At 70.0% G+C, this 25,613-nt stretch carries 25 protein-coding genes and 1 pseudogene; 6 read left to right on the forward strand and 20 right to left on the reverse strand.

Going from position 1 to position 25,613, the window contains the following annotated elements; all coding sequences use genetic code 11:
* The first annotated feature begins 134 nt into the window (after positions 1–134).
* Together BIV57_RS02140 and BIV57_RS02145 are read left to right on the forward strand one after the other, a co-directional pair.
* Entirely contained in the window at positions 135–650 is a 516-nt protein-coding gene (locus BIV57_RS02140; protein ID WP_139275388.1) for a hypothetical protein, read from the forward strand.
* Between the two features lie 114 nt (positions 651–764).
* Complete coding sequence (locus BIV57_RS02145) at positions 765–1,343, forward strand: hypothetical protein (protein ID WP_139275390.1); 579 nt, start codon at positions 765–767, stop codon at positions 1,341–1,343.
* A gap of 519 nt (positions 1,344–1,862) precedes the next feature.
* Here BIV57_RS02145 and BIV57_RS02150 read toward each other — a convergent pair.
* From BIV57_RS02150 to BIV57_RS02170, 5 genes are all read right to left on the reverse strand, one after another.
* On the reverse strand, positions 1,863–2,795 hold the full coding sequence (locus BIV57_RS02150; protein WP_139275392.1) for a hypothetical protein: 933 nt from the start codon (positions 2,793–2,795) through the stop codon (positions 1,863–1,865).
* A gap of 131 nt (positions 2,796–2,926) precedes the next feature.
* Positions 2,927–3,247, reverse strand: a complete 321-nt coding sequence (locus BIV57_RS02155) for a hypothetical protein (RefSeq protein WP_071654874.1) — start codon at positions 3,245–3,247, stop codon at positions 2,927–2,929.
* Entirely contained in the window at positions 3,244–3,678 is a 435-nt protein-coding gene (locus BIV57_RS24840; RefSeq protein WP_071654875.1) for a hypothetical protein, read from the reverse strand. The genes BIV57_RS02155 and BIV57_RS24840 overlap by 4 nt, the downstream gene beginning before the upstream one ends.
* Positions 3,679–3,738: 60 nt before the next feature.
* The gene (locus BIV57_RS02165; protein ID WP_071654876.1) at positions 3,739–4,413 is read right to left on the reverse strand and encodes a hypothetical protein; all 675 of its coding nucleotides are present in this window, start codon (positions 4,411–4,413) and stop codon (positions 3,739–3,741) included.
* 3 nt (positions 4,414–4,416) lie between these two features.
* Complete coding sequence (locus tag BIV57_RS02170; protein ID WP_071654877.1) at positions 4,417–5,235, reverse strand: hypothetical protein; 819 nt, start codon at positions 5,233–5,235, stop codon at positions 4,417–4,419.
* 181 nt (positions 5,236–5,416) lie between these two features.
* On the opposite strand from BIV57_RS02170, the gene BIV57_RS02175 reads away from it, so the two are divergent.
* Positions 5,417–6,088 carry a hypothetical protein gene (locus tag BIV57_RS02175; protein WP_071654878.1) on the forward strand — a complete coding sequence of 224 codons (672 nt, stop codon included), beginning with the start codon at positions 5,417–5,419 and terminating at the stop codon, positions 6,086–6,088.
* Between the two features lie 33 nt (positions 6,089–6,121).
* Here the strand turns inward: BIV57_RS02175 and BIV57_RS02180 are convergent, their stop codons facing one another.
* From BIV57_RS02180 to BIV57_RS23820, 5 genes are all read right to left on the reverse strand, one after another.
* Entirely contained in the window at positions 6,122–7,006 is an 885-nt protein-coding gene (locus tag BIV57_RS02180) for a phosphoadenosine phosphosulfate reductase family protein (RefSeq protein WP_071654879.1), read from the reverse strand.
* 16 nt (positions 7,007–7,022) lie between these two features.
* The gene (locus tag BIV57_RS02185) at positions 7,023–7,811 is read right to left on the reverse strand and encodes a hypothetical protein (RefSeq protein ID WP_217651674.1); all 789 of its coding nucleotides are present in this window, start codon (positions 7,809–7,811) and stop codon (positions 7,023–7,025) included.
* Between the two features lie 74 nt (positions 7,812–7,885).
* Positions 7,886–8,794, reverse strand: coding sequence for a hypothetical protein (locus BIV57_RS02190; protein WP_071654880.1), 909 nt, complete (start codon positions 8,792–8,794; stop codon positions 7,886–7,888).
* A complete protein-coding gene (locus tag BIV57_RS02195; RefSeq protein WP_071654881.1) occupies positions 8,791–9,270 on the reverse strand; it encodes a hypothetical protein in 480 nt (159 codons plus the stop codon). The genes BIV57_RS02190 and BIV57_RS02195 overlap by 4 nt, the downstream gene beginning before the upstream one ends.
* On the reverse strand, positions 9,260–9,943 hold the full coding sequence (locus BIV57_RS23820) for a hypothetical protein (protein WP_107409409.1): 684 nt from the start codon (positions 9,941–9,943) through the stop codon (positions 9,260–9,262). The genes BIV57_RS02195 and BIV57_RS23820 overlap by 11 nt, the downstream gene beginning before the upstream one ends.
* 180 nt (positions 9,944–10,123) lie before the next feature.
* On the opposite strand from BIV57_RS23820, the gene BIV57_RS02205 reads away from it, so the two are divergent.
* Complete coding sequence (locus tag BIV57_RS02205) at positions 10,124–12,691, forward strand: MinD/ParA family ATP-binding protein (protein WP_071654882.1); 2,568 nt, start codon at positions 10,124–10,126, stop codon at positions 12,689–12,691.
* Positions 12,692–12,760: 69 nt separating this feature from the next.
* On the opposite strand, the gene BIV57_RS02210 is transcribed toward BIV57_RS02205, so the two are convergent.
* The 4 genes from BIV57_RS02210 to BIV57_RS02225 form a co-directional block, all read right to left on the reverse strand.
* Positions 12,761–13,429: a lambda-exonuclease family protein gene (locus BIV57_RS02210; RefSeq protein WP_071654883.1), complete on the reverse strand. Its 669-nt coding sequence runs from the start codon at positions 13,427–13,429 to the stop codon at positions 12,761–12,763.
* A 351-nt stretch (positions 13,430–13,780) separates the two neighbouring features.
* Complete coding sequence (locus BIV57_RS02215; protein WP_175548633.1) at positions 13,781–14,683, reverse strand: ParA family protein; 903 nt, start codon at positions 14,681–14,683, stop codon at positions 13,781–13,783.
* Positions 14,684–14,720: 37 nt separating this feature from the next.
* Positions 14,721–16,040, reverse strand: a complete 1,320-nt coding sequence (locus BIV57_RS02220) for a ParB/RepB/Spo0J family partition protein (protein ID WP_071654885.1) — start codon at positions 16,038–16,040, stop codon at positions 14,721–14,723.
* A 95-nt stretch (positions 16,041–16,135) separates the two neighbouring features.
* Positions 16,136–16,828, reverse strand: coding sequence for a hypothetical protein (locus BIV57_RS02225; RefSeq protein WP_071654886.1), 693 nt, complete (start codon positions 16,826–16,828; stop codon positions 16,136–16,138).
* Positions 16,829–17,167: 339 nt separating this feature from the next.
* Between BIV57_RS02225 and BIV57_RS02230 the strand changes: the two genes are divergently transcribed.
* Both BIV57_RS02230 and BIV57_RS02235 read left to right on the forward strand, forming a co-directional pair.
* On the forward strand, positions 17,168–18,448 hold the full coding sequence (locus BIV57_RS02230) for a C40 family peptidase (protein ID WP_139275398.1): 1,281 nt from the start codon (positions 17,168–17,170) through the stop codon (positions 18,446–18,448).
* The gene (locus BIV57_RS02235; RefSeq protein WP_139275400.1) at positions 18,448–19,017 is read left to right on the forward strand and encodes a hypothetical protein; all 570 of its coding nucleotides are present in this window, start codon (positions 18,448–18,450) and stop codon (positions 19,015–19,017) included. Before BIV57_RS02230 ends, BIV57_RS02235 begins: the two co-directional genes overlap by 1 nt.
* Positions 19,018–19,035: 18 nt before the next feature.
* Here the strand turns inward: BIV57_RS02235 and BIV57_RS02240 are convergent, their stop codons facing one another.
* The 6 genes and pseudogenes from BIV57_RS02240 to BIV57_RS02265 all read right to left on the reverse strand — a co-directional run.
* A complete protein-coding gene (locus BIV57_RS02240) occupies positions 19,036–19,290 on the reverse strand; it encodes a hypothetical protein (RefSeq protein ID WP_071654889.1) in 255 nt (84 codons plus the stop codon).
* Between the two features lie 47 nt (positions 19,291–19,337).
* A complete protein-coding gene (locus BIV57_RS02245; RefSeq protein ID WP_071654890.1) occupies positions 19,338–19,763 on the reverse strand; it encodes a hypothetical protein in 426 nt (141 codons plus the stop codon).
* A gap of 231 nt (positions 19,764–19,994) precedes the next feature.
* Complete coding sequence (locus BIV57_RS02250; RefSeq protein WP_071654891.1) at positions 19,995–20,741, reverse strand: metal-dependent hydrolase; 747 nt, start codon at positions 20,739–20,741, stop codon at positions 19,995–19,997.
* A 121-nt stretch (positions 20,742–20,862) separates the two neighbouring features.
* Positions 20,863–23,481 carry an FtsK/SpoIIIE domain-containing protein gene (locus tag BIV57_RS02255; RefSeq protein WP_071654892.1) on the reverse strand — a complete coding sequence of 873 codons (2,619 nt, stop codon included), beginning with the start codon at positions 23,479–23,481 and terminating at the stop codon, positions 20,863–20,865.
* Positions 23,482–23,647: 166 nt separating this feature from the next.
* Positions 23,648–24,172, reverse strand: a complete 525-nt coding sequence (locus BIV57_RS02260; protein ID WP_071654893.1) for a hypothetical protein — start codon at positions 24,170–24,172, stop codon at positions 23,648–23,650.
* A 341-nt stretch (positions 24,173–24,513) separates the two neighbouring features.
* Positions 24,514–25,613, reverse strand: a pseudogene (locus BIV57_RS02265) (hypothetical protein); the annotation flags it as partial.

Below are 25,613 nucleotides of genomic sequence, written 5' to 3' on the forward strand. Positions count from 1 at the left end.
GCGCCTCGCCCGCCGGCAAGGCGTTCGTCTTCTTCCCCACCCACTGATGCCGCGTTGGTTGCCCGACGGGTCTGCTGGCCGCAGTCCTGCAGCGCCGCCGAGGAGGGACGCGCACCCCTGCTGGTGCATCGACGATGGATGACCCGCACGACGATCCGGTATCGGCCTGGCTGCTTCGGGCAGCCACCCGTCCGGGCGAGGCGCTGGCCTCGTGGCGAGGAGGCCAGCCAGCAATCTTGCGAACCGGGATCGTCTTTGACGCCCTCCTGGTCAGCCGGGGCATCGGCGTTTGCCTGATTGAAGCATTGGGTGAGTCCGCGAGCGGGCCGGTGGTCTTTTCCAACCTGGCGGCCACCGCGGCCTTCCTCCTGCCGGCCGGGACCTTCGTGCGCGGTGGTGAACTGCCGCTGGTCGGTCGCTGCGCGGGAGCCGGGGGCAGCGTGCGCATCCCCTCACCGCTGGGTCGTGGACGCATGGAGGTCCGCTGGGCGGTGAGGCCCGCAGCCCCGGATCACCTGCACAGCCCCGAGCGGTTGTGGTCCGCCTACCCCGCGGCCCTGGACATCGCCCTGGCTGGCCTTCCTCCCGGCGAAGCAGACGAAGCGCGAGAGGCGGTACTGCATCAGGTCGGGTTGCTGACCTTCCACTGATCGTGCGCATGGCCGCGGCAGTTGGCCACCTTGATGCCTGGCGGTGCGGCAGCTTCCCAGCCGACCGCTTCTGTCTAGACTGAAAGACCTGGCTGATCGGCAGTGGTGGAGGGGATGCAGGTGGCACAGCCCAGTCGCACCACCCTGATCGTCTTGAGCGTGGCGAGCGGCACACTCTCCTTGCTGGTGGGCGTCGGTATCGCGATGCGTGACGGCCTGTCCGATCCGGCTCCCACTGCCGCATCCAGCGGACCGGCGCAGGCGCCGGCTGCGCGTCAGTGCGCGCCTCAAGCGGCGTTCACGGCGGAGGAGAACCGCGTCCGGCTTTTCCTGCAGGCCGCTGCCGCCGCCCAGCGGGACCCGCAGGCGTTTCGTCTGAAACTGCCCAGCCGCGAGGGCGCCGTCCCACGCTTCACCTATTCTCCCGAGCCGGGCCAGAGCCGGATCAGCATCAGCGTTGATGCGCTGAGCGTGGACAAGCTCAAGGATCTGGGCACGTCGGTCAGTCTTGCGGGCACCGTGCGACCTGAGTGCTTCACTGCGGTTCCGACCGCGCAGTGGCTCAAGGGTCCGACCGGGGACGGTCAGGGGCCTGCGCAGTTCGGCTTCACGGTGACCACGACCTCGGGCCGGACCCTGCATGGCATGGCAGCGGTCAACGGCAGTGTCATCACTGAGCTGAGTTACCAGTAGGCGGCTTGCGCGTAGATCGGGCCGCCTGCTTGGGGCGGAGAAGCCAGGGGCCCACGGAGGTGATGGCGGGTGCGCGGCAGCGCTCGCGCCACGCGGGCCCCCGGCGGCGGAGTCTCCGAAGCTGTGGGGGGAGATGCCTCGGGTCCGCGGGGTGGCTCGTGGGAGACGGGAGTGAGCCACCGCTTCGGACCCTAACCCATATTGCGTCTATACGGAACGTGTGGCAGATGAGCTCTCAGATAGAGAGACGTTCCGGTTTGCAAGTGCGTTATTGCTGCTGGCAAATGACGATCTAGCGGCGTGGTGGTCGCTTCCGCAGGCAGGTGGCAAGCGAGGACACGGCTTCGCCTCCACTCCCGCGGCCCTGTCGCTCCCAACCCGGAACGACCTCCTGACCGGGAGCGATCCGCGCGCGACGTGGAGCGGATGGCGAATCGGTCCCGCCCATACCCACCATTTGTATAGACAGTAAGTGAAGCGGAATCAGCCGACCGGATCCGATGCGAGCCGTCGCTGCCGTCAGTGATGGCTGGTGATGCCGTGGCGTTGCTCGTACGCGCGTTGCCGCAGCACCTTGCACTGTCGGCAGGTCCGCGCGATCTTGCCACTCTTCTGCGTGTACTCGTAGGTATTCTCCGGCGTCATGCGGTGGCCCCGCTTGCACACGGTCTGCCGGGCAGGTTGCGCCGTGCGACCGGCGGGTCGGGGCGTGCGGCGGCCGGTCGTGGCGCGGACGCTGTGTGCGTGCTCGCGCTGGCGCCGCGCATGGCAGGCGCGGCACGTCCGGGCGACGCGGCCATCGGGCCGGCGGTACTCGTAGGTGTTCTCCGGCGTGAACTCGTGCCCGAACTTGCAGTACTCCCGGCGCTTGGCGAACTCGGCCTGCTTGCCCTTGTAGGGGCGTTCACTGGCTCCGCGATTGATGTGGCCGTGGCGGGCCAGGCGCGCGCGAATCGTGGCTGGTGCCTGGCCGGTGATCCGCGCCAGTTCCTGACGGGAGACCCCGCGCTTCCACAGCTCGGCCAGCAGGACGCTGTACTCCACGGACGCGGTGCGGGCCGGGTCGTGCTCGGCAGTCACGCCGCGGACCTTGGTGGCCAAAGGGGCGAGCTCGCGCAGCCGCTTGGCCTCCGACGCCGTGATCTTCGGGGACTCGCGCCGTGCGGTGCGCGCAGAGGTGGTGGGCTTGGCGGGGAGAGCGGGGACGGCGGGCAACGTGGCGGGGCGCGGTAGTGCCTCGGCCTGCCTGCTCAGCCGGTGGACCTCCTGGCGGGTGACGCCCAGGGGCTCGGCCATCGCGGATTTGGCCCAGCCGGCGTCGGCAAGCGCCTGAATGTAGTGCGCGAGCGCGGCGCGGGAGGCGGCGGACGCGGGGCCGCCGCGGCGGGCACCTTCGCGCAATCGCCGCAGCTCCCGACCGGTGCTCGTGGGCAAGGGATGCGTGATGCGCATGGCGGGACCTTCAAACTGTCGGCGATACGGTGTGACCAACAGATAACATCTAAAAGGTATTCCCGTTGGGTGCAATCGTCAATGCTCCGAGCGGGTGGGCGCCGGCCTCGGCGTGCGGCGAACCGGGGGAGTCAGGAGCCCTCCACCTGGAAGATCTGGGCGAGGAACTCCCGGCTGGGCACCTCGTAGGTCATCAGCTGCGACTCATTGACATAGCCGCGGGCCAGATGGGCGCTGCGGCTGACGTCGGTGTCGGGGACGACATCGACAGGGAAGCGTCCGCCGAGCATGACGTCCGGGCGATCCAGGCGGTCCTCCGGCCCGGCTGCCGCTTGGGGATCCGCGGCGACCTCCTGGTCGGCCAGAGCCTGCCTGACGATCGAGGCCTGGTGGTAGGCGGCACGCAGCCACGGGTAGCGAACGGCCGCTTCGTATTGCAGTGGGGTGGTCACAGGCAGTTCCAAACACAGACGATGCGGTCGTTCGCGGCGGCGCTGCGAAACAGCTCCTGGGCCTGGTCCAAAAAGGCGCGCAGGGCAATGGGGGACTTGCCGCCCAACTCGTCATACTCGGCCCAGTCGTCAGCCAGCACGGTCAGCTGGTTCTGATCGACGGCCGGGAGGAGTTGGACGGTGCGTGCGCTGACCATGGTGATGACCGGTGCGCGATACAGGTCGGGCGCGTCAGTGGGGGAGGTGGCCGCGGACTCCAGCGCCTCGGCCGGGGCGGCCTGCGACAGCAGGGCGTCCAGGATGGCCAGGGCGGCCGGGTCCAGGCCCCGGGCGCGGATGGTGGGGAACCCGAACCCGGTCGGGTCGGGGAACCCGGCCTCGCGATAGCCCGGTAGTTGCCCCGGCTCCGCCGAGAACACATCGGTAATCATCTATATCCACCCAGTTGACTCACAAGCGGCCAATCGTAGCAGCGGGAACGTTTTTGACAGTTACTCGGCAAGACCGCGGGTACGAAGATCCTCCAGGTCGGCCAGCACCGCGTCAAAGTACTTCGAGCGTGTCGGGGCGACAATCACGATGCTGTCGAACCGGTGCTTGCGGGCCTTGGCGAGGTAGGACCGGGCCCGGTCGCTCAGCCCCTCGGTATCGGCGTGCTCGGCGCTGCTTCGGTGCAGCAGGAACTGCGTCGCCGGATCCCGCTTGACCAGATGCCCAGGTACGCCGGAGAACTCCGCATCCTTGAAGGTGCCTTGCGAGATGTCCAGCGCCCAGTCCACGTCCTTGTAGTAGTGCTCGGCGCCCGCCGCGAACGCCTCCTGGACCTCTGCGGACAAGCTGGAGTGCGCGGGCATCAGCATCAGGTCGGGCATCGCGCCGCTGAGCGTCACGTGCTGAAAGACGCAGGCGCGCGGCGTCAGACGCGCCCCGCAGGTCAGCCGGTCGACGGCGATATTGCGGAACTCGATCCCGTGCAGGACAAACGGTGCCGTGCGGCAGTCGCGCAGCGTGACGTCGTGGACGCGGAGACCGAACGCCGGGTCCTCGTACTGCGCCAGGGTGCCGCCCTTGAAGGTGCAGCCGGTGAGGTCGGCATCGCCCAGCGTCTGTGAGCCGCCCAGCTTGGTGTGGGCGATGGTCTCCTTGGACATGGTCGTTGCGGCCATGGCTCACTCCTGCCGTCGGAAGATGTCCTTGATCTCGCCCACCGTACGCGTTCGGTACGTCACGACCTGGTCGGGATCGTGATAGAGCCGGGTGCCGGTGATGTACTCGCGATTGCGGTGCTCGCGCACCGAGGTCTTGCTGCCGCCGGTGATGTCCACGGCGTAGGCAGGGACCCGGGGCCGATTGGGATCGTAGTCGGGATCACCCGGCTGCGCCTCGGGGGCCTGGATCAAGAAGTCGGGGACCCGGATGCCGCGCTGAGCCGCTCCCAGGCGGGTGATCCGGGGGTCGTTGGCGATCTCCGGGTCGGCCGCGATGGCATCTTCGATCGAGGTTCCGACATAGGCGTAGCCGCGCCAGAACTTGTCCTTGACGGCATCGCGCTGACCCTCGCTCACCTCGGCCTGGAACTCCTCGACCGGGCGATTGGCGGCGCGCTCGGTAGCCGCCTGGAGCTTGTTGTAGGCCTCCAGGACCTCCGGATTGGTCACCAGGATGCTCGCGCCGGTGGCCTCCTCATAGGCGGTCAGCGCGACCGCTTCCGCTTCGGCCTGTCGGGCCTCGTCGGTGACCTGGCGCCGCTGCTTGGCCGTCGCGTTGGCGAGCGCCTGGTCCATGTTCTGGCTGGCCTCGACGCGGGCCTGCTGGGCGGCGAGCAGCGCCTGGTCATGGATGGTGCCGGACTCGCCCATCTGCTGGGCGAACTCGGCGGCCTGCTGGCTCAGTTCCTCCTCGCGCTGCTTGGAGGCCGCAGCGCGTGCCGCGTCGCGTTCTTGTGGAGTCAGGCCGCCCGTGCGGTCGAGATTCGCGCTGCGTGGCATCCTGGCCTTTCCCCTGCACCGCCCATCCGAAGTGTATATACACTATCGGGCTGGAGGGAATCACGGCAACCGCACGCCGATATCTCCCCCGATCTTCCCCGTGCGGCTGCCTAGACTGGTGGCCAGCCCCAGCAGGACCCACCGCGGCCCACCAGCCGCCCACCAAGGAGGACACCCCCGCATGGCAGCCATCGACACCGAAGAGATCCGCCGCCTGCACGAGGCGGAGAACCTCTCGGTCAACGCCATCTCCAAGCGCCTGGGCCTGTCCAAGGCCACCGTCCGGCGCGCCCTCAGCGACGAGGCCCCGGTCACCCTGCCGGAGCAGATCAGCGCCCCGCAGCTGCTCGCCCTGCCGGACGAGGACTTCGCCCAGCTGCTGCGCGACAACCTCCTGCCGCGTGAGGAGGAGGGGCCCCAGCGCCGCGCCTGGCAGGAGTTCTGGCACGTGCTGAATGCCGACGACGACCTGTCGGACCGCGCCTACGACACCCTCGAGGACTTCCTGGACCAGACCGAACGGGCCCTCGCCCAGGAGGGCCTGGAGGAGCGGGAGCAAAAGCGCCTGCAGAAGTTCGAGCTGAACCTGAACATGGGGTGGGACCGTATGGAGCGGTCCGAACGCGAGCAGCGCGAGCTGTATCGGGGCAGCGACAAGGAAGCCGTGCGCGACCGCCTGACTCCCTATAACGCCCCCGCCAAGCGCACCATCGCCGCACTGGTCCGCGCGATTGCCGAGCACCGGGCCACCGTCGTGGACGGCGGCGAGCCGAAGCGGGAGACCGATGAGCGGCTGTGGTCGGTCCTGGAGGATCTGAACCTGTCGATGCTCGTCCCGAAGAACCTGAAGTAGCCCAGTTCGCCGCACCCGGGGGAGCGGTGGCGCCTACGCCATCTCAGCAAGCCGCGGCAGCGCCTGGGTGAGGATCGCATAGAGGCGCGGCCAGCCCCGCTTGAGCCACACCGCCCGGCCGAACTGCAGGTTGTTGACCTCCACCATCAGCGACACCCGCTGCAGACGTGGCGGCACCCCGAGACTCTTGAGCTTGGCGTAGACCGGGTTCGGGACGATTCGGTGCTGCCCGAGGTAGCCCCAGATATCCGCGTCCGACCAGTCCCAGACCGGGCTGAAGGCGACGGTGCCGTCCTGACGGCGGATCACCCCGCCGTGCCGGGCCCGCTGCTCGGGGCTCTCGCGCTGTCCGGGCGCGGGCCGCGGGCAGCAGCCGTGGCAGGCGAGGGCGACCTCCTCCCGCAGCGCCTTGATGTGAGCGATGCGCCGGCCGTGCGACTCCTTGGACCGCACGCCCCAGATCTCACCCGGGCCGTGCTCCTCGTGGCCCTGGCGGGAGGGCTCGCGGATGAGCGCGGTGTGCAGATCGGGCAGCCCGGCAAGGTGGGCGGTCGTGCCGTGCTCCCACGAGCCGTCACCCATCAGGATCTCCAGGGCGCTGGGGGAGGCTTTGATCCAGGTGAGGTTGAGATCCCAGGCCCGGTGCAGATGACGGATGTAGGCGAGGGTCTCGGGAAACTCCAGCCCGCTGTCGAAGAAGCACACCGGGACCTTCGGATCGGCCTGCAGCGCCAGATGCAGCGCGGCGACGGAGTCCTTGCCGCCGCTGAGCGCCAGGTAGCCCCCGTGCTGGGCCAGGTGGTCGCGGATTCTGCCGGGGAGATGCGCGGTGGCCAGGCGGCGCCGGGCCAGCATGCCGCGCAGGGCGGTGACGTCCAGTCCGGGATTGCCGGACTGCTGGGGCACAGGGGCGCTCATCGGCAAGATCCTCCGGCTATCCGAGGGCGGCGTCGGCGGTGGTGGGCAGTGCGGCCGGCAGGTGCATCTCGTGCTGCCGGGCGGGGTGTTGGTAGGGCGGCCGCAGTCCGGCGCGCCCGCGTCCCCCGGTGACCAGCCAGCTGTGTGCCTCACGGACACAGGCGTCGGGGGTCGGTCGGCCCAGGGTTCCGTCGGCGTGCAGATGGGCGGCGTCCCAGGGGCTGACCGTCCAGGGCGTGATGACCTCCCAGCGCAGCACCATGCCCTCTCCCTGCGCCCGTTTCTTGCCGATCGCCATCAACGGCTCGAGCAGGGCGCGGACGGCCGCAGGGTCGCCGACCGCTTGCCAGGTGACGGACCGGCACATGGTGATGACCAGCGGCATGTGGTGGCTGCGCCAGCGGCCTTGGTGGGTGTAGAGCTGACGGGGCATCGTGGCAGCGACCTGTTCGGCGTGCCGCTGGTCCAGATGCCCGGTCCAGTAGCGGACCTCGGTGTCGTCGGCGGCGAGTTGCTCGGGCAGCGCGCAGGTGGCGGCCCAGTGCCAGGCGCCGTCGGAGCTGACGCAGCGGGCCAGCGGAAGCGGCATGTCGGCGGGCTCGGGGTTGTCTGCCAACGGGGCTGTGGGAATGCCGCGCTCGTGGAGCATCGCTTTGCGGGCCGCCCAGATCGCCGAGGCCAGCAGCCCGTCGAGGGCCGTGCCCCACTGGGCGTCCAACGCGATGCCACTCGCCAGATGGGCGCGCACCAGCATCGGCACCATGCCGGCGCCGATATCCAGGTGCGATGTTGTCGCGTCCGCCATGCCCTGCCTCCCCGTCGACGCGTGCTGCGGTTGCTGATCCGTCGGTGTTTCGTCGCGAAACGGCTGGGCCGTCCTCAGCTGAGCATCGCCAGCGCGTCGATGGCCTGGCGGCGGTGGCTGCGCAGATGAGCGCGCCAGTCGAAGGGCTCCAGGGCGCCGTGGATCAGGTTCTCCTTCAAGGTCACCGCGGCCATGCCGTGGCCGGCGCCGAGGCGACCGCCCACCCGGGCATCGGCGGTGAAGACCGAGAGGATGTCGGTGAAGAACGCGGCCTCCATGGCGTTGGCGCGTGTCAGGGCCAGCCAGACGGAGAACTGGGTGCCGGCCGGGAAGGTCTCGATGCCGTAGGTGAGCATCCGGCTGGGGGCGTCGCTGCCGGGCAGGGCGTCCAGTTCGGGGTAGCCGTCGTCGGCGACCGGCACGGTGAGAGTCTGCGGCTCCAGGTCGGCGAAGCCGTGGGTGTCGCTGTCGTCCTGGCTGTTGTAGATCTCCACCTGGGTGGAGTCGAACATGCGCAGGCCCTGGGAGGGGGCGCCGAGAGCCTCGATGATGTGACCGACCTCTTGGTAGTGGGGAACCCACTTGCCCACCTGAAGGCAACCGTCGATGACCCGTCCGCCGGCGGCGCAGCCGAAGACGCCGACCTGGGGGATCAGAGAGCGGACATGGGCAAGGCGCAGGCCAGAGAGGTTCTGCCCGATCTGCTTGGCCAACGAGCCCCCGCCCCGCAGGGCGTGGGCGGCGGCCAGTGAGATCTCGCCCTCGTACTCGAGGACTTCACGCAGCAGGTCCTCGCCGATCCGCCGCAGCCGTCCGCGCACCGAGTTCCCGGAGATCATCGGCACGTACACCACCCGCCCATCAGGCTGGATGATCTTCTCGCGGCGCAGCAGGGTGGTGGTGCCGCGCGGCCGGTCGCCACCGGCGTGGGCGATCGAGGACAGGGCGGTCGCGACGCCGACGTACTTGATGGAGACGGTCATCGCACCTCATCCTCGTGCTCGTCGACCTGGGCCGCGAGCGCGGCCAGGTGCCGCTGGCCGCGTACGGCGTCCGCGGTGAGGCGGGTGCGCAGCAGCAGCGCCTCGGTCTCCCAGCGCAGCACCTCCAGCACCGGCTCGTCCTTGTCCCGCAGCAGCGCTTCGACCTCGGCGCGTTCGGCCGCGTTGCGCGGTGCGGAGTCCAGGGCCAAGGTGACCTCGCGCCAAAAACGGCGCAGGTTGCCCGCCGGGATGGCGGCCAGCAGTACCCGGTCCGGAAGCAATTTGTCCCAGTAGGTGGTGCGGCGCTCGCCGACCCAGCCGCCCTTCCAGTCGATGCCGTAGTGCAGCAGCAGCAACAGGCGCTCGGCGGTCCCGGCGGGGCCCTCCAGCGGCGGCATCCCCTCGACGGTCGCCAGCCACTGATCGGTGGGGCGCCGGTCCTTGTCCGGCCCCGGCGTGAAGATCTCATTGGTCATGGCTGTCTCCCACGGGCATCGATGCGCGTACTCCTACCTCGAACCACGGCATCCGCTGCCGCCAGGGCATCAGATCGGCCCACAGGGCCATGGCTTGGGCGCGTTGGGCGGGGGGCAGCTTGCTCAGCGGCCCGTAGGCGGGGACGGGCCGGCTGAGCATGTCGCTGCCGAAGCCCCAGCCGCGAAGCTTGATCATGGTCGCCAGGCGGGTGCAGTCCTCGCTGGTCCAGGACAGGGCGGCGTCGTCGACACAGACATGACCCCAGCGGGCCGAAGGGGCCAGATGCTTGCGCATCAACCGCATCGGCACCACGACACAGGTGTCCAGACCGACCGGCTCGGCAAGGAGCGAGCCAAGGTTCTGGTAGGTGAGGGTGGTGAAGGTCGCCGGGGCCCGGGTGATGGCGTAGCAGCCGCTGCGCAGCACGGGATCGCGATAGCCCCAACTGCAGCGGGCGCACAGCCGGGCACGGGTCGTGGTGCTCCACTGGTCCCATCCGGTCCAGTTGCCCGAGATGACCTGATGGGCATCGACGGTCGCGGCATGCTCCCCGCAGCGTGCGCAGTTGGTGCGGGTGGTGAAGCGGTAGCCCGCCGGGACGGGGGAGCCCTGCGCATGCCAGGCGGCATCCAGAACATCCATGGCTTCCCCTTTCAGCTCGTGCTTGGGCACGCAATCGTGACCCACTGATCACCCCGCGAGCGCTAGTGTATATACAGTTGGGTTGTTGTGGGGGACCGATGGCGAGCCACCTTCACCAGCACCCGCACAGGCGAAAGACCGGCACGCCAGAACCGTGGACGCAGTCTCGTCCGACGGCCCTGGCACTCGCACAAGGAGAGGAGCGGCAGCGTGGCGAGGAAGTCCGCGTCCAAGACCAAGGGCAAGGCGAGCACCCCTCCCTCCAGCACGCCCAACAACCTGAGCTGGGTCCCGCAGACACCGATCATCACCATCGTGCTGTCCGCCGAGGGATTCGCGATCGTTGACGAGGTCCCGGTCTTCCCGATGCCCGGGCAGAACCCCCGGGCCGTGGCGCTGGGCGAGGCCCGCAACACCGCTGCCAAGCTCGGGCGCCCTGTGCGGGTCAACGCCCAGGAACCGGACGGCTCCACCTGGCCGCTGGTCGTCGACGGCGACGGAACGGTCACCGCCCTTGATGAACCGCATCCGATCCCGCTGGCCGAGCGGATCAAGACCGCCACGAGCGTGGACGGACCCCCGGTGCCGCTTCCACCCGGCATGGAGATGGCTGACGCGCCGCCCGCCGCGGCCGCAGCGCCCGCCGAGGCCACCGCGCCGGCCGCTGCCCCGTTCCTGCCGCCGGCCAGTGCCAGCCCCCTGGCCGCGCCCGCGGCGGCCCGGCCGCCCGAGGCCGCGGCGCCTGCGCCTGCGCCCGCGCCCGCGCCTGTGGCCACGCCAATGCCCACCCCAATGCCTGAGCCGGGTCCGGACCCTGACGACGATCTGCCTCCGGCGATCGAGGCGCCCTCGGCGTTTCGCGACGAAACACCTCCGCCCCTGGCATCGGAGCCCGGCCCCGCTACCACCCCGCCCACCCCCGCCCCTCAGCCGGGGCCCCCGGACGGCTACGGCGGGGACGTCGAGGACCTGCGGGCAGCCCTGGGCCTGGACGCAGCACCGCCCCCCGCCATCCCGGACCCGCCCTACCAGCCTCCCGTCCTCACCAAGAGCGCCGAGCCGCCGCGGCCGACCCTGAGCGAACCCGTACCGGGCGACCCCGTGCCAGGTGAACCCGTCGAGGAGGGCGGCACCCGGGTCATGCCGACGCTCGCCCTGCCGGCCCTGACCTCGCCCGCGCGCCCCCATCCGGCCACGCCCGAGGCCACCGAGAACCCGGCCGCACACGCCCCGCGGACGCCGGCGCCAACTCCCGTGCCAACTCCCGCGCCCACACCGGCGCCCACGCCCCAACCCGAGCCCGCCACCCCGCCGCCGTCCGCACCCGCTCCGGCTCTGCCCACCCCGCAGCAATACAGCCGGCGGACTCCCGCTCCGGCGCCGGAGCCGGTCACCACCACGGCCAGCGAGGGCGAGAAGGAAGACCCGGACGCGCTGCGCGACTACATCTACGGCCGCCGCGACATCCCGGTCACCATCGCCGCCGACGGCAAGAGCGCGCAGATCATCGGCCACAAGGTCGCCATCACCGGGGTCGTCGTCGACACGGTGCTGGAATCCCTGGCCGCCTTTGCCCGAGCAGGCAGCGGAACCGTGATCGCGTTCATCAACGACCAGCGCCCCGGCGGCTACCAGCAGCGCATCCGCGTCCACCAAAGCGGCGGCAGCGACCTGCTGTGGTCAGCCACCACGGCCAAGCCGCCCACCCCGGCCGCCGAGCGCGCTGCGCTGACCGCCGCCCCCAGCACCCCGGGTCCCAACCCGCCGGAGCCTTCCGCGCCCTCCGACGCCAACCCGGGAACCGCGTACGCGCCGCAGAGCCTGGCCCGCTCGGTGCCCGGGCTCCTGCCCACTGTCAACGACCTGCTGGCAGGCCAGGGCGACCAGGACAAGATCCCCGCCCAGGCGGGCTGGCGCGGCATGGTCGGACGCGTCAGCGGCGGCGCCATCAAACTGTCCGCCAACCGGTCCGAACAAGAAACCCGCCTAGCCAGGCGGCTGATTCAGCGTCAGCTCGACGGCGCCAAGACCATCGTCGTCATCAACCCCAAGGGCGGCGCCCACAAGACCACTACCGCGCTGCTGATGGCCGCGGCCTTCGGCACCTCCCGCGGCGGCTACACCCTGGCCTGGGACAACAACGAGACGCGTGGCACCCTCGGCTGGCGGGGGCTGCCCGCCGAGCACCACCGCACCGCCGTCGACCTGCTGCGCGACACCGAAGACCCCGCCGTCGTATCCCGGATGAGTGTCCGCGACGTCGACCCCTACGTCCGCCCGCAGGGCGATGCCCTCTTCGACGTCCTGGCCAGCGACGAAAGCCCAGACAGTTGGTCGGTGGTGGATGGCGACGGATTCCGTCGGCTGCACGCTCTCCTGCAGCGCTTCTACCGCATCATCGTGATCGACACCGGCAACAACATGCGCTCACCCAACTGGGCCGCCGCGGTGGAGGCCGCCGATGCCCTCGTCGTGGTCTCCACCATTCGCGAGGACACGGCGGCCTCGGCCGCCTGGATGATCGACGCGCTGCGCAACGGCGGCCACCAGAACAAGGTCCACGACGCCGTCACCATCCTGTCCGCCCCAGGCCCCAAGCCGGACAAGGCCCTGACCAAGCGGCTTACCGACCACTTCGAGCAGCACACCCGCACGGTGGTGCAGGTTCCCTACGACCCCGCGCTCGTGGACGGCGACCGCACCCACTTCATGACCCTCGCGCCCACCACTCGCGAGGCCTGGCTGCACGCCGCTGCCGCGGTCGCCATGGCCTTGTGATCCCGGGGGAGTTTCGCGGTGCACCACGCTGACCCGTTTCGCCGCGAAACACCCGCCAGCTCTCCCGACCTACAAGCGCGACCCTGAGGCCGTGGGTGCCACCTCGAGGCCCTCGAGGTCGACAAGGAAGCGAGCCGCCGCCGCGCGCAGCCGCAAGACCTCCGCAGACGTCCACCGAACCTGGTACTCCCGGTAGTCGCTGCCGTGAATCAGGCAGGCGACGTGGCCGACCCGCAGGCCCAGCGTGTCGAGCTGCCACAGCACCTGGGCCCGGTAGTACGTGGGGATGCTGTCGGAACCCGAGGGGCCCCAACCGTGATCATCCTGCGTGGTCTTGACCTCAAGAAGGGCTACGGCGCTTCCGGGGTTCCCCGCCCGGGCCACGACTCGATCAGGTGTGGCGCGCTGCCACGGCCGATGCCTGTTCTGCCAGATCCCGCTGGGCACCAAACGCAGCTTGGGATGTGCCTCAGCGAACTTGCCGGCGATCACGGGCTCGAGACGCCTGCCCCATTCCATCGCCGGGTTGTCGGCCGCGAGCGCGGTGCGCGCGCTGTGGGCCGAATCGGAGCGCTTGGCCTCCCGCAACGCCTGCGCGGTCCGCCACGGCGAGATCCCCAGCAGCACAGGAATCTCGGTAGCCGTCACGCACCGGCCTGAACGGGCCCGTACCCACGCGGCGCTGCCGACCTTGAACGCGCCGAGGTGAACCCCCTCAGGGGTGCGGGGGATCGTCATGCGCTTCTCCTCGGCGCCGCGCCACGATGGACCAGACCCATCCTTGTGTCTATACGTAGCAAGGGTAGGGGTGTCGCATGGCCTTGAGGAAGACCGCGAGCCGAGCGAGGCGATAAGGGGCGGGACGGTCGGCGAAGGCGTGCGGCGAATCCAGCGCGGGGTGAGCGGATCCAGCGCGGAGTGATGGAAGAAGCGCTGCTCTTGCCGGCACGCTGGCCGCATCACCCGCGATCCGCTGCCCTGGGCGCCGCAGTGCCCCGGCCTCCTGGCCGATCTGACGGACGGCAAGGACCTGGCGGCCGGCTTTGCGCCTGCCCTGCGGCATCAGCCGAACGACCCGGTCAGCATGGCTTAGCGCTCGGTGAGCGGCAGCGCCCCGAGGACACTCTCGTAGTCCTGCACGATCCCGGACTTCGGCGCCCAGTAGGGCAGCGGCTCCTGGGCGTCGTAGGACTCGATGGCCAGCACGGAGTTGTGCACCAGCGGCAGCAGCCGCTCGCCGTACCGCTTGTGGGCGCGGTCGACCATGTCCTGGTAGACCGCTCCCTGGGCGCGGTGGGAGCGCGCACCGGATATCAGGACCCGCCACAGCTCGGCCGAGCCGCCCAGGCGGCGGAACTTGTACTGCGTGCGGTCGATGGTCTTCTCCAGCTCGGCGACGCCCCGCAGGTCCTTGCTCTCGGGTTTGGCGCAGGCGATGACCTTCTCGGCGCCGATGAGGACGGAGATCTCCAGCCGGCCCAGGGAGGCGCGGCAGTCGATGAGGACGACGTCGTAGGCATCCTCGGGCAGGTCCTCCTCCAGCGCGTCGCGGAGCCAGAAGTAGCCGGTCTCGTCCTGGACCAGTTCCGCGTCGGCCTGCGTCATCTTGCGGGAGCCCAGGGCCAGATCAAGGTTGGGGATCACCGAGAACGCGGCAGCGTCGTCGCCGTCACCGACGCGGGTTCGGGCCGGGACGATGGCCTCGGGGAGCTTGGCCTCGCTGAGCAGCACGTCGTGGATGCTGGTGCGCGCGTCGAGGGCGTCGTGGACGGTTGCCACCCGTTCGCGGTCCTGTTGGTCGGGCACACCGTAGCCCAGCGCGATGGAGGCGTCTGCCTGGGAGTCCGCGTCGATCAGCAGCGTCCGCACTCCGGAGCGGGCCAGCAAGGTGGCCAGTGTGACGGCCGTGGTGGTCTTGCGCGCGCCACCGGCCTGGTTCATGAAGGCGATGACCAAGGGGCCCTCGGCGGGCGGCGGGGTTGGGCGAGGCATCGGGACGCCTTTCGGGAGCGTGGCAGAGGGAGGTCGGTCAGGCGGGGAGCGCGAGGTCGCTTCCGGGCCCGCCGGGGGACGGGGTGTAGCCGGCCTCCTTGGCGAGGTGAGCCAGATAAGCGGCATCGCGTGCGTCCCCGCCACGGGTGACGCCGGCCTCCCGGGCGCGGGTCTCCTCCACGGCGAGAGAGCAGGCGTAGGCCAGGCGCAACACGAAGGGCTCGCGCGCGTGGGTGAGGAGCTCCTCCGCGGTGGGTGCCGTCTCCCCGGGGGCGAGCCAGCTGTAGGCCAGGGTCAAGCTGGTCGCCGGAGTGCTGCGGATCATGGCGGCCGCGAGGTGGTGCAGTGCGGCCGACGGCTTGGGAAGTTCGACGCCGAGGGCCAGGTTCCTGCATGCGTCCGTGCGCTTCTCGGAGTCCTCGCTTCGGGGTGCCGAACGCGGAGCGGGCACCTCGGTGGGGGAGGGGGCCGGTGTTTCGCGGCGAAACGGCTCGGCGGCCGGCCGCGGTGTTTTGTGGCGAAACACCGTGAGGCTGGTGGGCCCGGACGGCTCCGGGCCTTCGGCGGCGGAGTCGATCTCGGAGGGGCCGTGCTCGACCGTTTCGTCGCGAAACGCGGGCTGGGGTTCCGGGTTGAGGAGCTGCTCGATCGCCTGATGCACGGTCAGGGCCTGCTGGGTCATCAGCTGCCAGGCGGTGCCCGCGTCAGCGGCCGTCAGCTTGGACGCCAGCAGATAGCCCGCCTCCGGTCCGAGCCTGCCCTCGCGCACGTGCCGCTGCAGCTCCGCGTCGAGCTGAAGAAGAGCCAGGCGCTTGGAGACGTGGCTCTTGCCCTTGCCGATGCGGGTGGCGGTCTGCGCGACTGTCAGGCCGCCCTCGATCATGCGCTGGTAGCCGATCGCTTCCTGAACAGGATTGAGGCCCCGACGGTGCAGATTCTCGGTGATCATGACCTCGTCGAGCTGCTCCAGCAAAGTGTTGCGCAGCTCGACGGGGAGGGCGGTGAGTCCGGCGCGCTCGGCGGCGGCGCGGCGTCGTTCACCGGCGGCCAGGACATAGGGGACGTCCGCCAGGGCATCGCGGTGCTCGGGGTAGACCGCGAGGAAGACCGGGGTGCTGATGACGAGGCAGGCGTGCAGCACACCGACGCTGGCGACAGAGCGGGTCAGCTCGGCGAAGGCCTCGTCGCTGTCGAGGCTGGTAGCGAAGTCGTCACGCAGGTTGCGGGGGTTGGGCGCCACATGCTGGATGGCAACGTCGAAGCGGTCGCCGTCGACTGCCGGGTACAGGGAGCGCTCGGCCCGGGGTGCCGCTGCGGCACCCGAGGTGTTGGACGCTCCTGCGCGAGATCGAGGCATGGGGGACATCTCCAGAAGGGCCGTCAGGGCCTGCCGTTGGGTGACACGTGCGGGAAGAATGCCGTCCGGAAGCTGGGGAGACAGCGTGGTGAGCGCTACCGGCGGCCCTTCTTCGGCCGGGACGACCGGGGCAGAAGTGCTTGAGGATTAACGTATCGGAGCCGGGACAACCACAGCATCACCGCCCCATAGGCACCGCAGCAGAAGCTGACGATGGTGATGGGCAGCAGCAGGGCCCGCAGGAAGCCGTTGCCGATGTGGGTATAGATGGTCCAGCTGATCATGCAGATCAGCACGCCCGCGACGGCCAGGCCGATGTGCTTCCACGAGGCCCAGGACTTGAACGTGGCGACGGGGTCGCCCTCGATCCAGTTGGTCTTGGCCTTGGCAACGGCCGCCTGGCGCATCGCAGCGGTGCGGTGCTCGACCTTGCCCTCGGCGGACAGGTCCAGGTACTCCCACAGATCGGCGATCGCCTCGTAGGCCTGCTGATCGGTGTACTGGATGACGTCGTCCTCGTCCGGTGCCTTGGACCCCTCGCCGTCCTGGCTGACTTCCTCGCGTGCGCGGCGCTGGAACTCCTGGTTGATGAGCGCGGTGGGCACGGCTGCCTGGCCCGAGAGGATCTGCTGGATCTCGTTGCAGAACGCCTCGATCACCGGGGGACGACGGCGTGCGTGCACCGTCTCCTTCAGGTCCTCCATGCCGTTCTGGCCGTAGGAGAGGTAGTCCCGGAGCACCACGGTGAGCGCATGGAAGGCGGGCTCGGGGGAGGGTTGCTCGCTCACAGCATCGGGCCCTTCTCCACACAACGGCGGATCGGCAGCAAGGCGGTGCCCATGACGCCCACAGTGTATATACATAATGGGGCGTGGGGGGAGGGCATCGACACAGCACCCTGCGGCAGCGCGGGCGAGGAGCGCCTGCCTCGATGGACGGCACTTCGGGAGATGGCGCGTCCGCAGCGGCGGGTGGAACCGGTGGACTCATGGTCTCTGACCAGGCAACTACCCGATAGTGCTTGCTAGTCTAGACGCAAGGGGGCAGGGTATAGACACTTGCGCTGCGGCTGACGGGACCGAGGGGGACGCAGGCCGGTGAACGATAAGAACAAGCACATTCTCATCGTGATCATCGCAGTAGCGGTCTTCTTCGGTGCCGGAGGCGGCCTCCTACTGGTCTCCTTCGGCGCCTTCAGCGTGCTCACCAGCGTGCTGGGCGGCGCGGCCGCGGCTGGCGGCGCCGCCGGCGGGCAGGCCGCCTCCCAGGACAACGGCGACATCATCTGCGACTCCGACCCCAGCGCCAGCCAGAACAACAGCAGCGCGGTGATGACCGCCACCGTCCCCGGCTACGGCACCTACACCGTCGACTCGTCCCAGATGATGTACGCGAAGATCATCATTGCGGTGGGCAAGTCGAAGAACATCAACGACAAGGGCCTCGTCATCTCCATCATGACGGCCCTTCAAGAAAGCAAGTTGGCCAACCTCAAGGGCGGCGACCGCGACAGTGTCGGGCTCTTCCAGCAGCGCCCCAGCCAGGGCTGGGGCACCGTCGAGCAGATCACCGGTGAGACCGACGCCAACGGCCAGAAGGACTACCACGGCCCCAAGTACGCGGCGGGCAAGTTCTTCTCCGCCATGCTGGGCACTCATCCGCCCGAACTGACCTGGGAGCAGTACGCGGACCAGAACGGCTACGGCGCGGAGGCCCAACGGATCCAGCGCTCGGGCTTTCCCGACGCCTACGACAAATGGCAGTCGCTGGCCAGCCAGATCGTCGGCAAGGCGGGGGGCATCTCCTGCTCCGAGGTGGCCGCCAGCGCCTCGGCTGCCAAGGTGATCGCCGCGGGGATGCAGCAACTCGGCCTGCCCTACTGCTGGGGCGGCGGCGACTCCACCGGTCCCACCAACACCTCCTCCAACGGGGGCAACGGCCTGGACAACCGCCCCCCCTGCGACACCCACAAGGGCTTCGACTGCTCGGGCCTGATGATCTACGTCTTTGCGCAAGTGGGCATCCCCCTCGCGCACTGGACGGGTGATCAGATCAAGGCGGGAACGGCGGTCGCCAGCATGGACGACCTCCAGCCCGGCGACATGATGTTCTTCTCCTCCAACGGCACCGAGGCGGGGGTGCACCACGTGGGGCTCTACATCGGAGACGACAAGATGCTGCACGCTCCCCATCACGGCGCCACCGTCGAGGTGGTGAACAACGTGAAGGAGAACTCCTACTACAAGACCCAGTTCTACCAGGGCACGCGCGTGCTGCCGGACTCCGGATCATCGGCCAGCGCCAGTTCCGATGCGGCCCCGGCCAAGAAGATGCCCTATGGATCCGTCGCGGACCTTCCGTTCGCACCCGCCACGCTCGACCGGTCGATGTCCAAGGGAGTTGCCTGATGCGGCGCGGTGCGCGGCAATGGGGGAGTGTGCTGATCGCGGCCTGCGCCGCGACGCTGATGACCGGGTGCCTGGCCCAGGACCCCGCGCCGAAGAAGGCCGCCCCGGACCCTTCCATCTCGACCCTGCCCAAGCCCACGGCGTCGCGCTCGGTGGCGCCGCTGCCCAGCACCGACCCGGGGGCGGCGGCCCAGAAGGTGGCCGAGAGCTGGGTGAAAGCCTACGTCGGACGCCACTACGCCGATCCGAACGTCAACAGCTATCTCGGCGCCATCGCCCCGTACAGCACGCCGGCGTTGGTGACGCGGCTGAGGAGCTCCACCGATAACACCTGCAGTGCGGTGTGCCAGGACTACCGCAAGAACAAGACGGTCGTCAGCGCGCAGATCGACGGCTCCAACATCCCCGACGAGGCGCCGCGGACCTCCACCCAGGTCTGGGTGGAGGTCAGCTACGAAGAGCAGATGGATCCTGACGACGACGATGCCGGCGACGTGCCCAAGGGGATGCAGCTCGTCCTGGTCAAGGTCCAGGGCAAGTGGCTGGTCGACAAGCAGATCCAACGCTAGGCGCGGCGGGCTTCCGCGCTACTCGACCAGCTTCAGGTGCTGGCGGTCGGGGTCGTCGTGTTCCGGGTCGGTCTCGGCGGCCTCCCACGTGCAGGCGAACAGCGCGTGCTCGAGCCTGGACAGGTGGGGCCGCAACTCCTCGGGGACGGTGGCCAGCGGACGGGCGGTCAGGACCAGCTGGGTGGCGGCGTACAGCAGGGCCCGATGTGCCGCGGAGGATCGGTCGTGTGAGGACGGGGAGGAATCGCTTGCGTCATCATTGCCGGCAGCCATCCGTTCCAGCCCTCAGCATTGCGTATAGACACTACGACGAGATCACTTTATCGCTCCTGCTTGCGGGAGTACAGGGACAGCAGCCGCCGCTTGACCGTCTCCGGGCGGGTGGGCGAGCCGGTCGCGTACTTGACCAGCATCTCTTCGAGGATCGCGGTCAGGTTGGTGTTCTCGATCTCGGCACGCGCGTAGGCCATGGCCAGGTAGCGCGGAGGGAATCGGTTGACCACCGAGACCTTGCGTGCCTCCTCGGGCGGCAGTTCGGTGGGGATCTCCGCGCGCTTGGCCCCGGCGCGCTTGGGGGCCTGGGACAGCTCATTGCTGCGCCGCCGTCGCAGGACTCCCAGGGCCTCGTCCTCGGTGACCGGGCCGCGGTTCGCCTCCCACTCCAGGGGCTCCAACTCGCCAGGCAGTGCCTCGTCCTCGGCAACGCCCTCGGGGCGGCGGGCCATGGCGGGTTTGGCGGTCACCATGCGACCCCGCCGTTGCGGGGGGCGCGCCATCGGATTGGAGTCAGAAGACATCGGTGCCATCTCCAGAGGTCGGGTCGTGTTCTACAAGACGCTTCGGCGACTTCTCCCGTTGCGTCTATCCATTTCCCGTTATGTACAGACGGTACCTCATGACACTCCGCGGCGAGTGGTCACCAAGGGTAAAGGTCGTGTAGGCGGACGGGTGTTCAGCCATCGCAGTTTGTCAAATCTTCATCGTTGTAGCCAGGAGGCGCTCCACCATACGTGACCTGTACATGTGGCGAGCGTCACCCACAGAAGAGCCCCCAGACCAGCGGCGGAGAGAGTCATCTCGCGCAGTCCCCCCGTCTCGCCGCAGACCGGCATGCGCACTCCTTTTCGACTGAAAGGGCGCCAGAACCACGGCAGCCCCCCAGCGGTCAACATGTCCTGGATGCAGTGCAGGAGGCATCCGGCGCCCACCGCCCACGGCAGCCACCACCACGGGCCGCGCACCCACAGCACCGAGGCGATGGTGACCGCCAGCGCCTGGGCCAGGTAGATGCCATCGCCCAGGGCGGTGCGCTTCACCACGGCGAGGCCGAGGCAGAGCATCAGGGTGTAGGCGAGGAAGAACAGCAGCACCGCCCCGCCCCAGTTGGCCGGAAGGGGCAGCGGGCCCACCGAGTCGGGCAGGAAGCCCACCACACCGGCAAGCCCCCCGGCGACCGCGCAGAACACCAGCGTGTGGGTGCCGTGCCGATGGCCGCGTGCGATCCGGTTGATGCCGTTGGCCACCGCCTGCGAGACCGGGCCGAGCGTGGTGGCCAGCGTTGCCTTCGGGTGATCCCAGTCCGGCCACAGCGAAGCTCCCGCGGCGGCGGCCGTCGAGGCCAGCACCGTGGGCACGTCCATCGGATGGCCGGCGTGCCGGGCCGCGATCGGACCGAGCGTCATCCAGCCCAGTGCGGTGAGCGTGACGTGGCTTCGGCCCATCATGACGATGTGTGCTCCTCACGACCCTCATCAACCGCCACGAGCGGCGAACGCTGACCCGCGATAGCGCCCATCCGATTTTAGTGTATAGACGCAGTGTGGGCGACGTGGCGTAACGCAAGCGTTAGCGAGGATCGCGAACGGGAGGCAGGCCCTGCTCGGCGCGGCGCTGCTGCGCGAGCGCGATGGCCTCCTCCACCGAGGTCGGAGGGGTGCGCGGCGCCGATCGGGGCGCACGGGGCGTTGGCGGGGCCAGATCCGGCGGCAGATCATCATCGATCTGCTCGGCCCCAGCGGCGGCGGCCGGGGCGGCCGGAGCACTCGCGGCGGTGGGCAAGGACGCCGCCGCCGCGACCCAGGGGTTGGCCGGTGCGACCGAAGCCGGTGCGACCGAAGCCGGTGCGACCGGAGCGGGCGCTACCGGAGCGGGCGGCGGCACGGCATCGAGCGGCTCGGGCCAACCCGCGGCCATCGCCGGCGCGGGGTCGTGCTCCGCGGCGAGGGCGTGCGCGGTGCCGCCCACGGGCAGATATCGCTCCAGGTCCGCGTCGTTGTTCTCGCCGCCGAACCAGGCGCCCTGCACCACGGCCACGCCCTTGCCCGCGCCGGGGCGCACCAGCATCCGGCCCCGGGGCAGTCCGCTGAGGTCGTCGCCGTCCTGGACGGTGAAGCCGAGGGGCGCGCGATAGCCCTCGCCGAACATCATCCGCAGGCCCATGTCGGTCATCGCCCCACAGGCGATCCGGATGCCGATGTTGTCGCGGAACGCCCCGCCGAACATCGCGGCGTCGGGCCGCTGGGCGCCGGTGATGCTGTGCACGCCGACCTTGCGGCCCTCCAGGATGACGTAGGCCCAGTCGCCCCACACCTGAGTGGCGATCGCCTTGCGCATCTGGGTGTCCTCGTCCTTGCTCTTGGCGGAGGCCGAGGAGAGCATGCTCAGCCACTCGTCGCAGACCACCAGACGCGGCGCGGGCCGCACGTGCGGAGGTAGGGCGCTGAGTTTGCTGACGCGATGGTCCACCAGCAGGGTCTTGCGGTGGTCGATCTCCAGGCGCAACTCGGCGAACATGGCGCCGATCTGCGGATACGTCAGGGCGATGACGCATGCCTCGGAGCCGGAGGAGACCGCGGGCACGACACCGGGACGGCCCTGCCAACGGGCCCAGCCGCCGGAGCCGCCCGCGTCCGCGATCTGCACCTGCCATCCCGTGCGGGCCTTTTGGTAGGCGAGGGTCTCCATGGTGGCCGACTTGCCGGAGCCGGTCTCGCCGCACACCAGCATGTGCGGGCTGTCGCGCAGGTCCATGGTGTACCAGGCGCCGGTGCGCGCCAGTTGGCCGGGCACGAACTGCATGGCGTCGGCCGGGGCGGTCGGGCCCAGGCGCACATCGGTGGGATTGACCGGCACATAGGGCCGGCACTCGATGGTGGTGGTGCCCATGTTGGCGGCGAAATCCCACTCCAGCCCCGGATGCGCGGCGGCGGCGGGGAAGGCCTTTTGCGTCCACTCCTCCTGGAACTGACGCATCTTCGGAACTGAGGTGGTGCGCAACTCGGTGGGGAAGCCCACCCGCACGCGCCCCGGCACCCGGGTGGAGGTCCAGGCCACCTTGATGCGGCGCCAGGCGCCCACCGGCCGCTGGCCCTTGCGGACCTTCCAGTAGCGCTCGTAGTCGAGGTTGACGCGCGCGATGGCGTACATCGTCCGCACGATCGCGCCGCGCTGCCGACCCACCACGGTCACCCGCCCCAGCGCGACGGCGTACCAGGCCCCCAGGACGACGGCGGCGGGCAGCACGGAGCTGCGGGTGGCCGCCAGATAGCCGCCCCAGCCCAGCAGGGCCAGCATGGGCAGCCGCAGAAACCAGCGGTCCTCCCACACCAGCAGTCCGTAGGCCTCGCGCACCAGCAGCAGATAGGGCTTGATCGCCTGCCCCCGGCGCGGCTCGAAATACGCAACCCGCAGCCAGAACCAGGCGAGCCCGAGGAGCACCGGTAGGGCCAGCGCGCCCGCGGCGCAGCGATGGTGCGTCAGCCAGGGCCACACCCCCTGCGGATCGCGCAGCACCCACCACGCGGCGGCTGCCACCGCGGCGAGCGGCACCGCGAACCGCCCCACCAGCACTGCGACGCGCAGCACCTGGCGGGCCAGCGGCATCGCGGTGGACCCGGCATCCTCCTCGCCCACGGGGGGCTGCGGAGGGATCGCTTCCTGGGGAGAGGGGGACGGAGCCACTGCTTCCTCCGAAATCGCCGTCGAGAAGGCCGCCACCTGCCACTGATCCGGCTGCCGCTTCTGCCGCCCGTAGCGGAAGGACCACTGCAGCCCCGCCGCCAACTCCGGATAGGCCGGCCAGGCCGCGGACAGCCGCGCGTCCGCCTGCTCACGGGCCGGGTCGAAGCCCTCCGGACAGCGGATGACCACAGCGGCCGGCTCGGTGCGGCGCTCCCAGCGCTGGATGAACACCCATCGCCCCGGGGATGCGTCCGGAGGAAAGCGCAGCGGCTCGGCGGCGGCGGCGAACAACGTCCGCCGCCAGGTTCGGCGCGTGCGCCACACCGCGCGGGTCTGCACGATGGCCCAGGCCAGCCACACCCACACACCCAGGGCCAAGCCCGTGTAGTGCAGCAGGAGATAGCCGGCCGGCGGCGCCGCCAGCAGGATCAGGCTGCCGGCAAGGACAGCCGGAACCGCCGGGTCGAACAGCAGCCGCACCGCTTCGCGCAGGGTGGGCCCCATGGCAGGAAGGGGATTGGGGTCACGCCGGCGATACTGCATCCGCCGCACATTGCTCCACCAAGAGCAGCAGGTCACCGCGGAGATGACCGTGAGGACCAGCAGCAGCATCCCGACCCCCGCCCTTGCCTATGTGTATAGACAGTCTAGAGGGTCGGGAAGCGCGGGACTACACGCTCCGGCAGGCCTGGATCAGGCCCAGCGCCGCCCGGCCGTCCGCCAGCTCGTCGAAGAACTCCTCCTCGCACTCCTCGTGCCGCAGGTCGGCATCGAAGGTCAGGCCCAGCAGCAGGCCCGCGTCCGCGGCGTCGGCGCTCCACTGCCGCGGCAGCGGCGCCTGCTGACCATGCGCCAGCCACGGCCAGCCCGACAGCTCCAGCGACACCTGGCGCTGCCCGACGCGGGCCCGGATCAGCGGCGCCTCGGGGATCTCCATCAGCTCCCCGTCCCGACCGCTGCCCAGACCCCACACCGCGGTGAGGTACTCGACATCGTTGGCCATCGCCCGGCCGTCGAAGCCCGCGATGCGCCGCATCGCCTCGTCGTGCTCGACGAACAACCCGCGCGGCAGCGAGACCAGCAGCGCGGCTCCGCCGGCCTCCGGCCACCAACACAGGCGCGAGGACCACCGCGCCGTTGGAACCTCCAGGACCAGCGCCGATGCCGCAGCGTTGGATTCGATGTACCGCTCCATGCCCGTGCCCCCGTTCTCGATGCTCCGCGCCCAGGCTTCCCTCCGTGCGCAAAAGATCGCAGAGGGGACGGCGGAACCTGTCATCCCGCAACATCCTGACAAGAAGCAGCCGCCTCTAAGTCACTGCACGGTCACAGCCCTGTCACTGTGCACATAAGAAACTGAGGGGCAGTCAACTTGTTCGATTTTTGCCGCGTGTTGACGCGGGACCAGGCTGAACGGACGCCAGAAACGACTCGGAGGCGACCCCAATCGATGGGGGCTCGCCTCCGGTACGCCCTGCAGACTCTTAGTGCACTCAGCATACGGGCCCATCCTGCCGCCGCGCACCCGGTTCGGTGTCAACCGGGGTGCTGGAGGTAGGGCAGCAGGGCGCCGAACAGGCGCCGGTCGACCACGGGGGAGCTGCCGGAGAGCCAGCGCAGGATCTCCTCGCGCACCCGCGCGCTGTCGCCGACGGTCGGCTCCCCCTCGCGGGCCGGGTCGAAGGTGTAGGCCCCGGTGTCCGCGGGGTGGATCATGACGAAGCCGCGCACCTGCATCGACCGCGGCAGGACCCGTTCAAAGGCGGCCACGGCCTGGCGCACCCCCGTCTCCCCGCCGTCGAAATGCCGCCCGTTCCAGGTCAGTGCGCCGAACTGGCCGAAGGCGAAGTGCCCGGGCGCGAAGTTGCGGCTGATGACCAGGGCCAGCCGGTTGCCGCGCAGGACGGCGTGCTCGACGCGGTAGACCGACGCGCCCGCGGTGTGCGGGTCGACCGGCGTCAGCAGCGCATGCAGGATGCGGGTGGCCGGCAGGTCGGCCACGGCCTGGATGGCATCGGCGCTCATGCGGGCGAACGCCTGCTCGGCGCCGCCGGTCAGGCCGGCCCCGGGGTTGTTGAAGATCTCGTGGCGGATGGAGTCCTTGTCCACCAGCCGGTCCAATTGCCGGGCGCGTCCGGCCAGGCGCCCGCACAGCAGGGTGGCGGCATAGGCGACGAGCAGGCCGGCAAGCGTCACCTGGAGGCTGGAGCGCTGCGCGGCGGGCGCCTTGTAGAGCAGGTAGACCAGGGGCAGGACGAAGGCCAGTGCCGGGACCATCACCGGCCAGGTCTGCGCTTTCAGGTGGGGCTTGGCGGCGGTCAGCGGCAGGGCCACGGCGCCGACGCACACCAGGGCGAACACCGCGCGGGGAAGCGCCGCGGGCCAGGTGAGCCACAGCCGTGACAGCAGGGCGAGGCATGCCAGGGCCGCAAGCGCGGTCAGCGGCTGAAAGCGGCGGAAGCGGGGCACGATGCGCACGCGCTCCGCGACCGCCGCCGGCTTCAGCGGCGCGCCGGCGGCCGGCTCCGCGGGCGCTGAATCGGCCTGCGGCTGAGGAGGCGGCGGAGGCGGGGTGGGCGGCACGGGCTGCAACGCCTGCGCCCGCCGCTGGTCATAGGCCCGGCGCCGGTCCGGAT

It is taken from the genome of Mangrovactinospora gilvigrisea (assembly GCF_001879105.1).
In the GTDB taxonomy this organism is placed as follows: Bacteria; Actinomycetota; Actinomycetes; order Streptomycetales; family Streptomycetaceae; genus Mangrovactinospora; species Mangrovactinospora gilvigrisea.

Coding starts and splice junctions, on each gene's coding strand:
- BIV57_RS02140 (WP_139275388.1), top strand. CDS start 135: ATGGATGACCCGCACGACGATCCGGTATCGGCCTGGCTGCTTCGGGCA.
- BIV57_RS02145 (WP_139275390.1), top strand. CDS start 765: ATGCAGGTGGCACAGCCCAGTCGCACCACCCTGATCGTCTTGAGCGTG.
- BIV57_RS02150 (WP_139275392.1), bottom strand. CDS start 2,795: ATGCGCATCACGCATCCCTTGCCCACGAGCACCGGTCGGGAGCTGCGG.
- BIV57_RS24840 (WP_071654875.1), bottom strand. CDS start 3,678: ATGATTACCGATGTGTTCTCGGCGGAGCCGGGGCAACTACCGGGCTAT.
- BIV57_RS02165 (WP_071654876.1), bottom strand. CDS start 4,413: ATGGCCGCAACGACCATGTCCAAGGAGACCATCGCCCACACCAAGCTG.
- BIV57_RS02170 (WP_071654877.1), bottom strand. CDS start 5,235: ATGCCACGCAGCGCGAATCTCGACCGCACGGGCGGCCTGACTCCACAA.
- BIV57_RS02175 (WP_071654878.1), top strand. CDS start 5,417: ATGGCAGCCATCGACACCGAAGAGATCCGCCGCCTGCACGAGGCGGAG.
- BIV57_RS02180 (WP_071654879.1), bottom strand. CDS start 7,006: ATGAGCGCCCCTGTGCCCCAGCAGTCCGGCAATCCCGGACTGGACGTC.
- BIV57_RS02185 (WP_217651674.1), bottom strand. CDS start 7,811: ATGGCGGACGCGACAACATCGCACCTGGATATCGGCGCCGGCATGGTG.
- BIV57_RS02190 (WP_071654880.1), bottom strand. CDS start 8,794: ATGACCGTCTCCATCAAGTACGTCGGCGTCGCGACCGCCCTGTCCTCG.
- BIV57_RS02195 (WP_071654881.1), bottom strand. CDS start 9,270: ATGACCAATGAGATCTTCACGCCGGGGCCGGACAAGGACCGGCGCCCC.
- BIV57_RS02210 (WP_071654883.1), bottom strand. CDS start 13,429: ATGACGATCCCCCGCACCCCTGAGGGGGTTCACCTCGGCGCGTTCAAG.
- BIV57_RS02215 (WP_175548633.1), bottom strand. CDS start 14,683: ATGCCTCGCCCAACCCCGCCGCCCGCCGAGGGCCCCTTGGTCATCGCC.
- BIV57_RS02220 (WP_071654885.1), bottom strand. CDS start 16,040: ATGCCTCGATCTCGCGCAGGAGCGTCCAACACCTCGGGTGCCGCAGCG.
- BIV57_RS02235 (WP_139275400.1), top strand. CDS start 18,448: ATGCGGCGCGGTGCGCGGCAATGGGGGAGTGTGCTGATCGCGGCCTGC.
- BIV57_RS02240 (WP_071654889.1), bottom strand. CDS start 19,290: ATGGCTGCCGGCAATGATGACGCAAGCGATTCCTCCCCGTCCTCACAC.
- BIV57_RS02245 (WP_071654890.1), bottom strand. CDS start 19,763: ATGGTGACCGCCAAACCCGCCATGGCCCGCCGCCCCGAGGGCGTTGCC.
- BIV57_RS02250 (WP_071654891.1), bottom strand. CDS start 20,741: ATGATGGGCCGAAGCCACGTCACGCTCACCGCACTGGGCTGGATGACG.
- BIV57_RS02255 (WP_071654892.1), bottom strand. CDS start 23,481: ATGGGGCCCACCCTGCGCGAAGCGGTGCGGCTGCTGTTCGACCCGGCG.
- BIV57_RS02260 (WP_071654893.1), bottom strand. CDS start 24,172: ATGGAGCGGTACATCGAATCCAACGCTGCGGCATCGGCGCTGGTCCTG.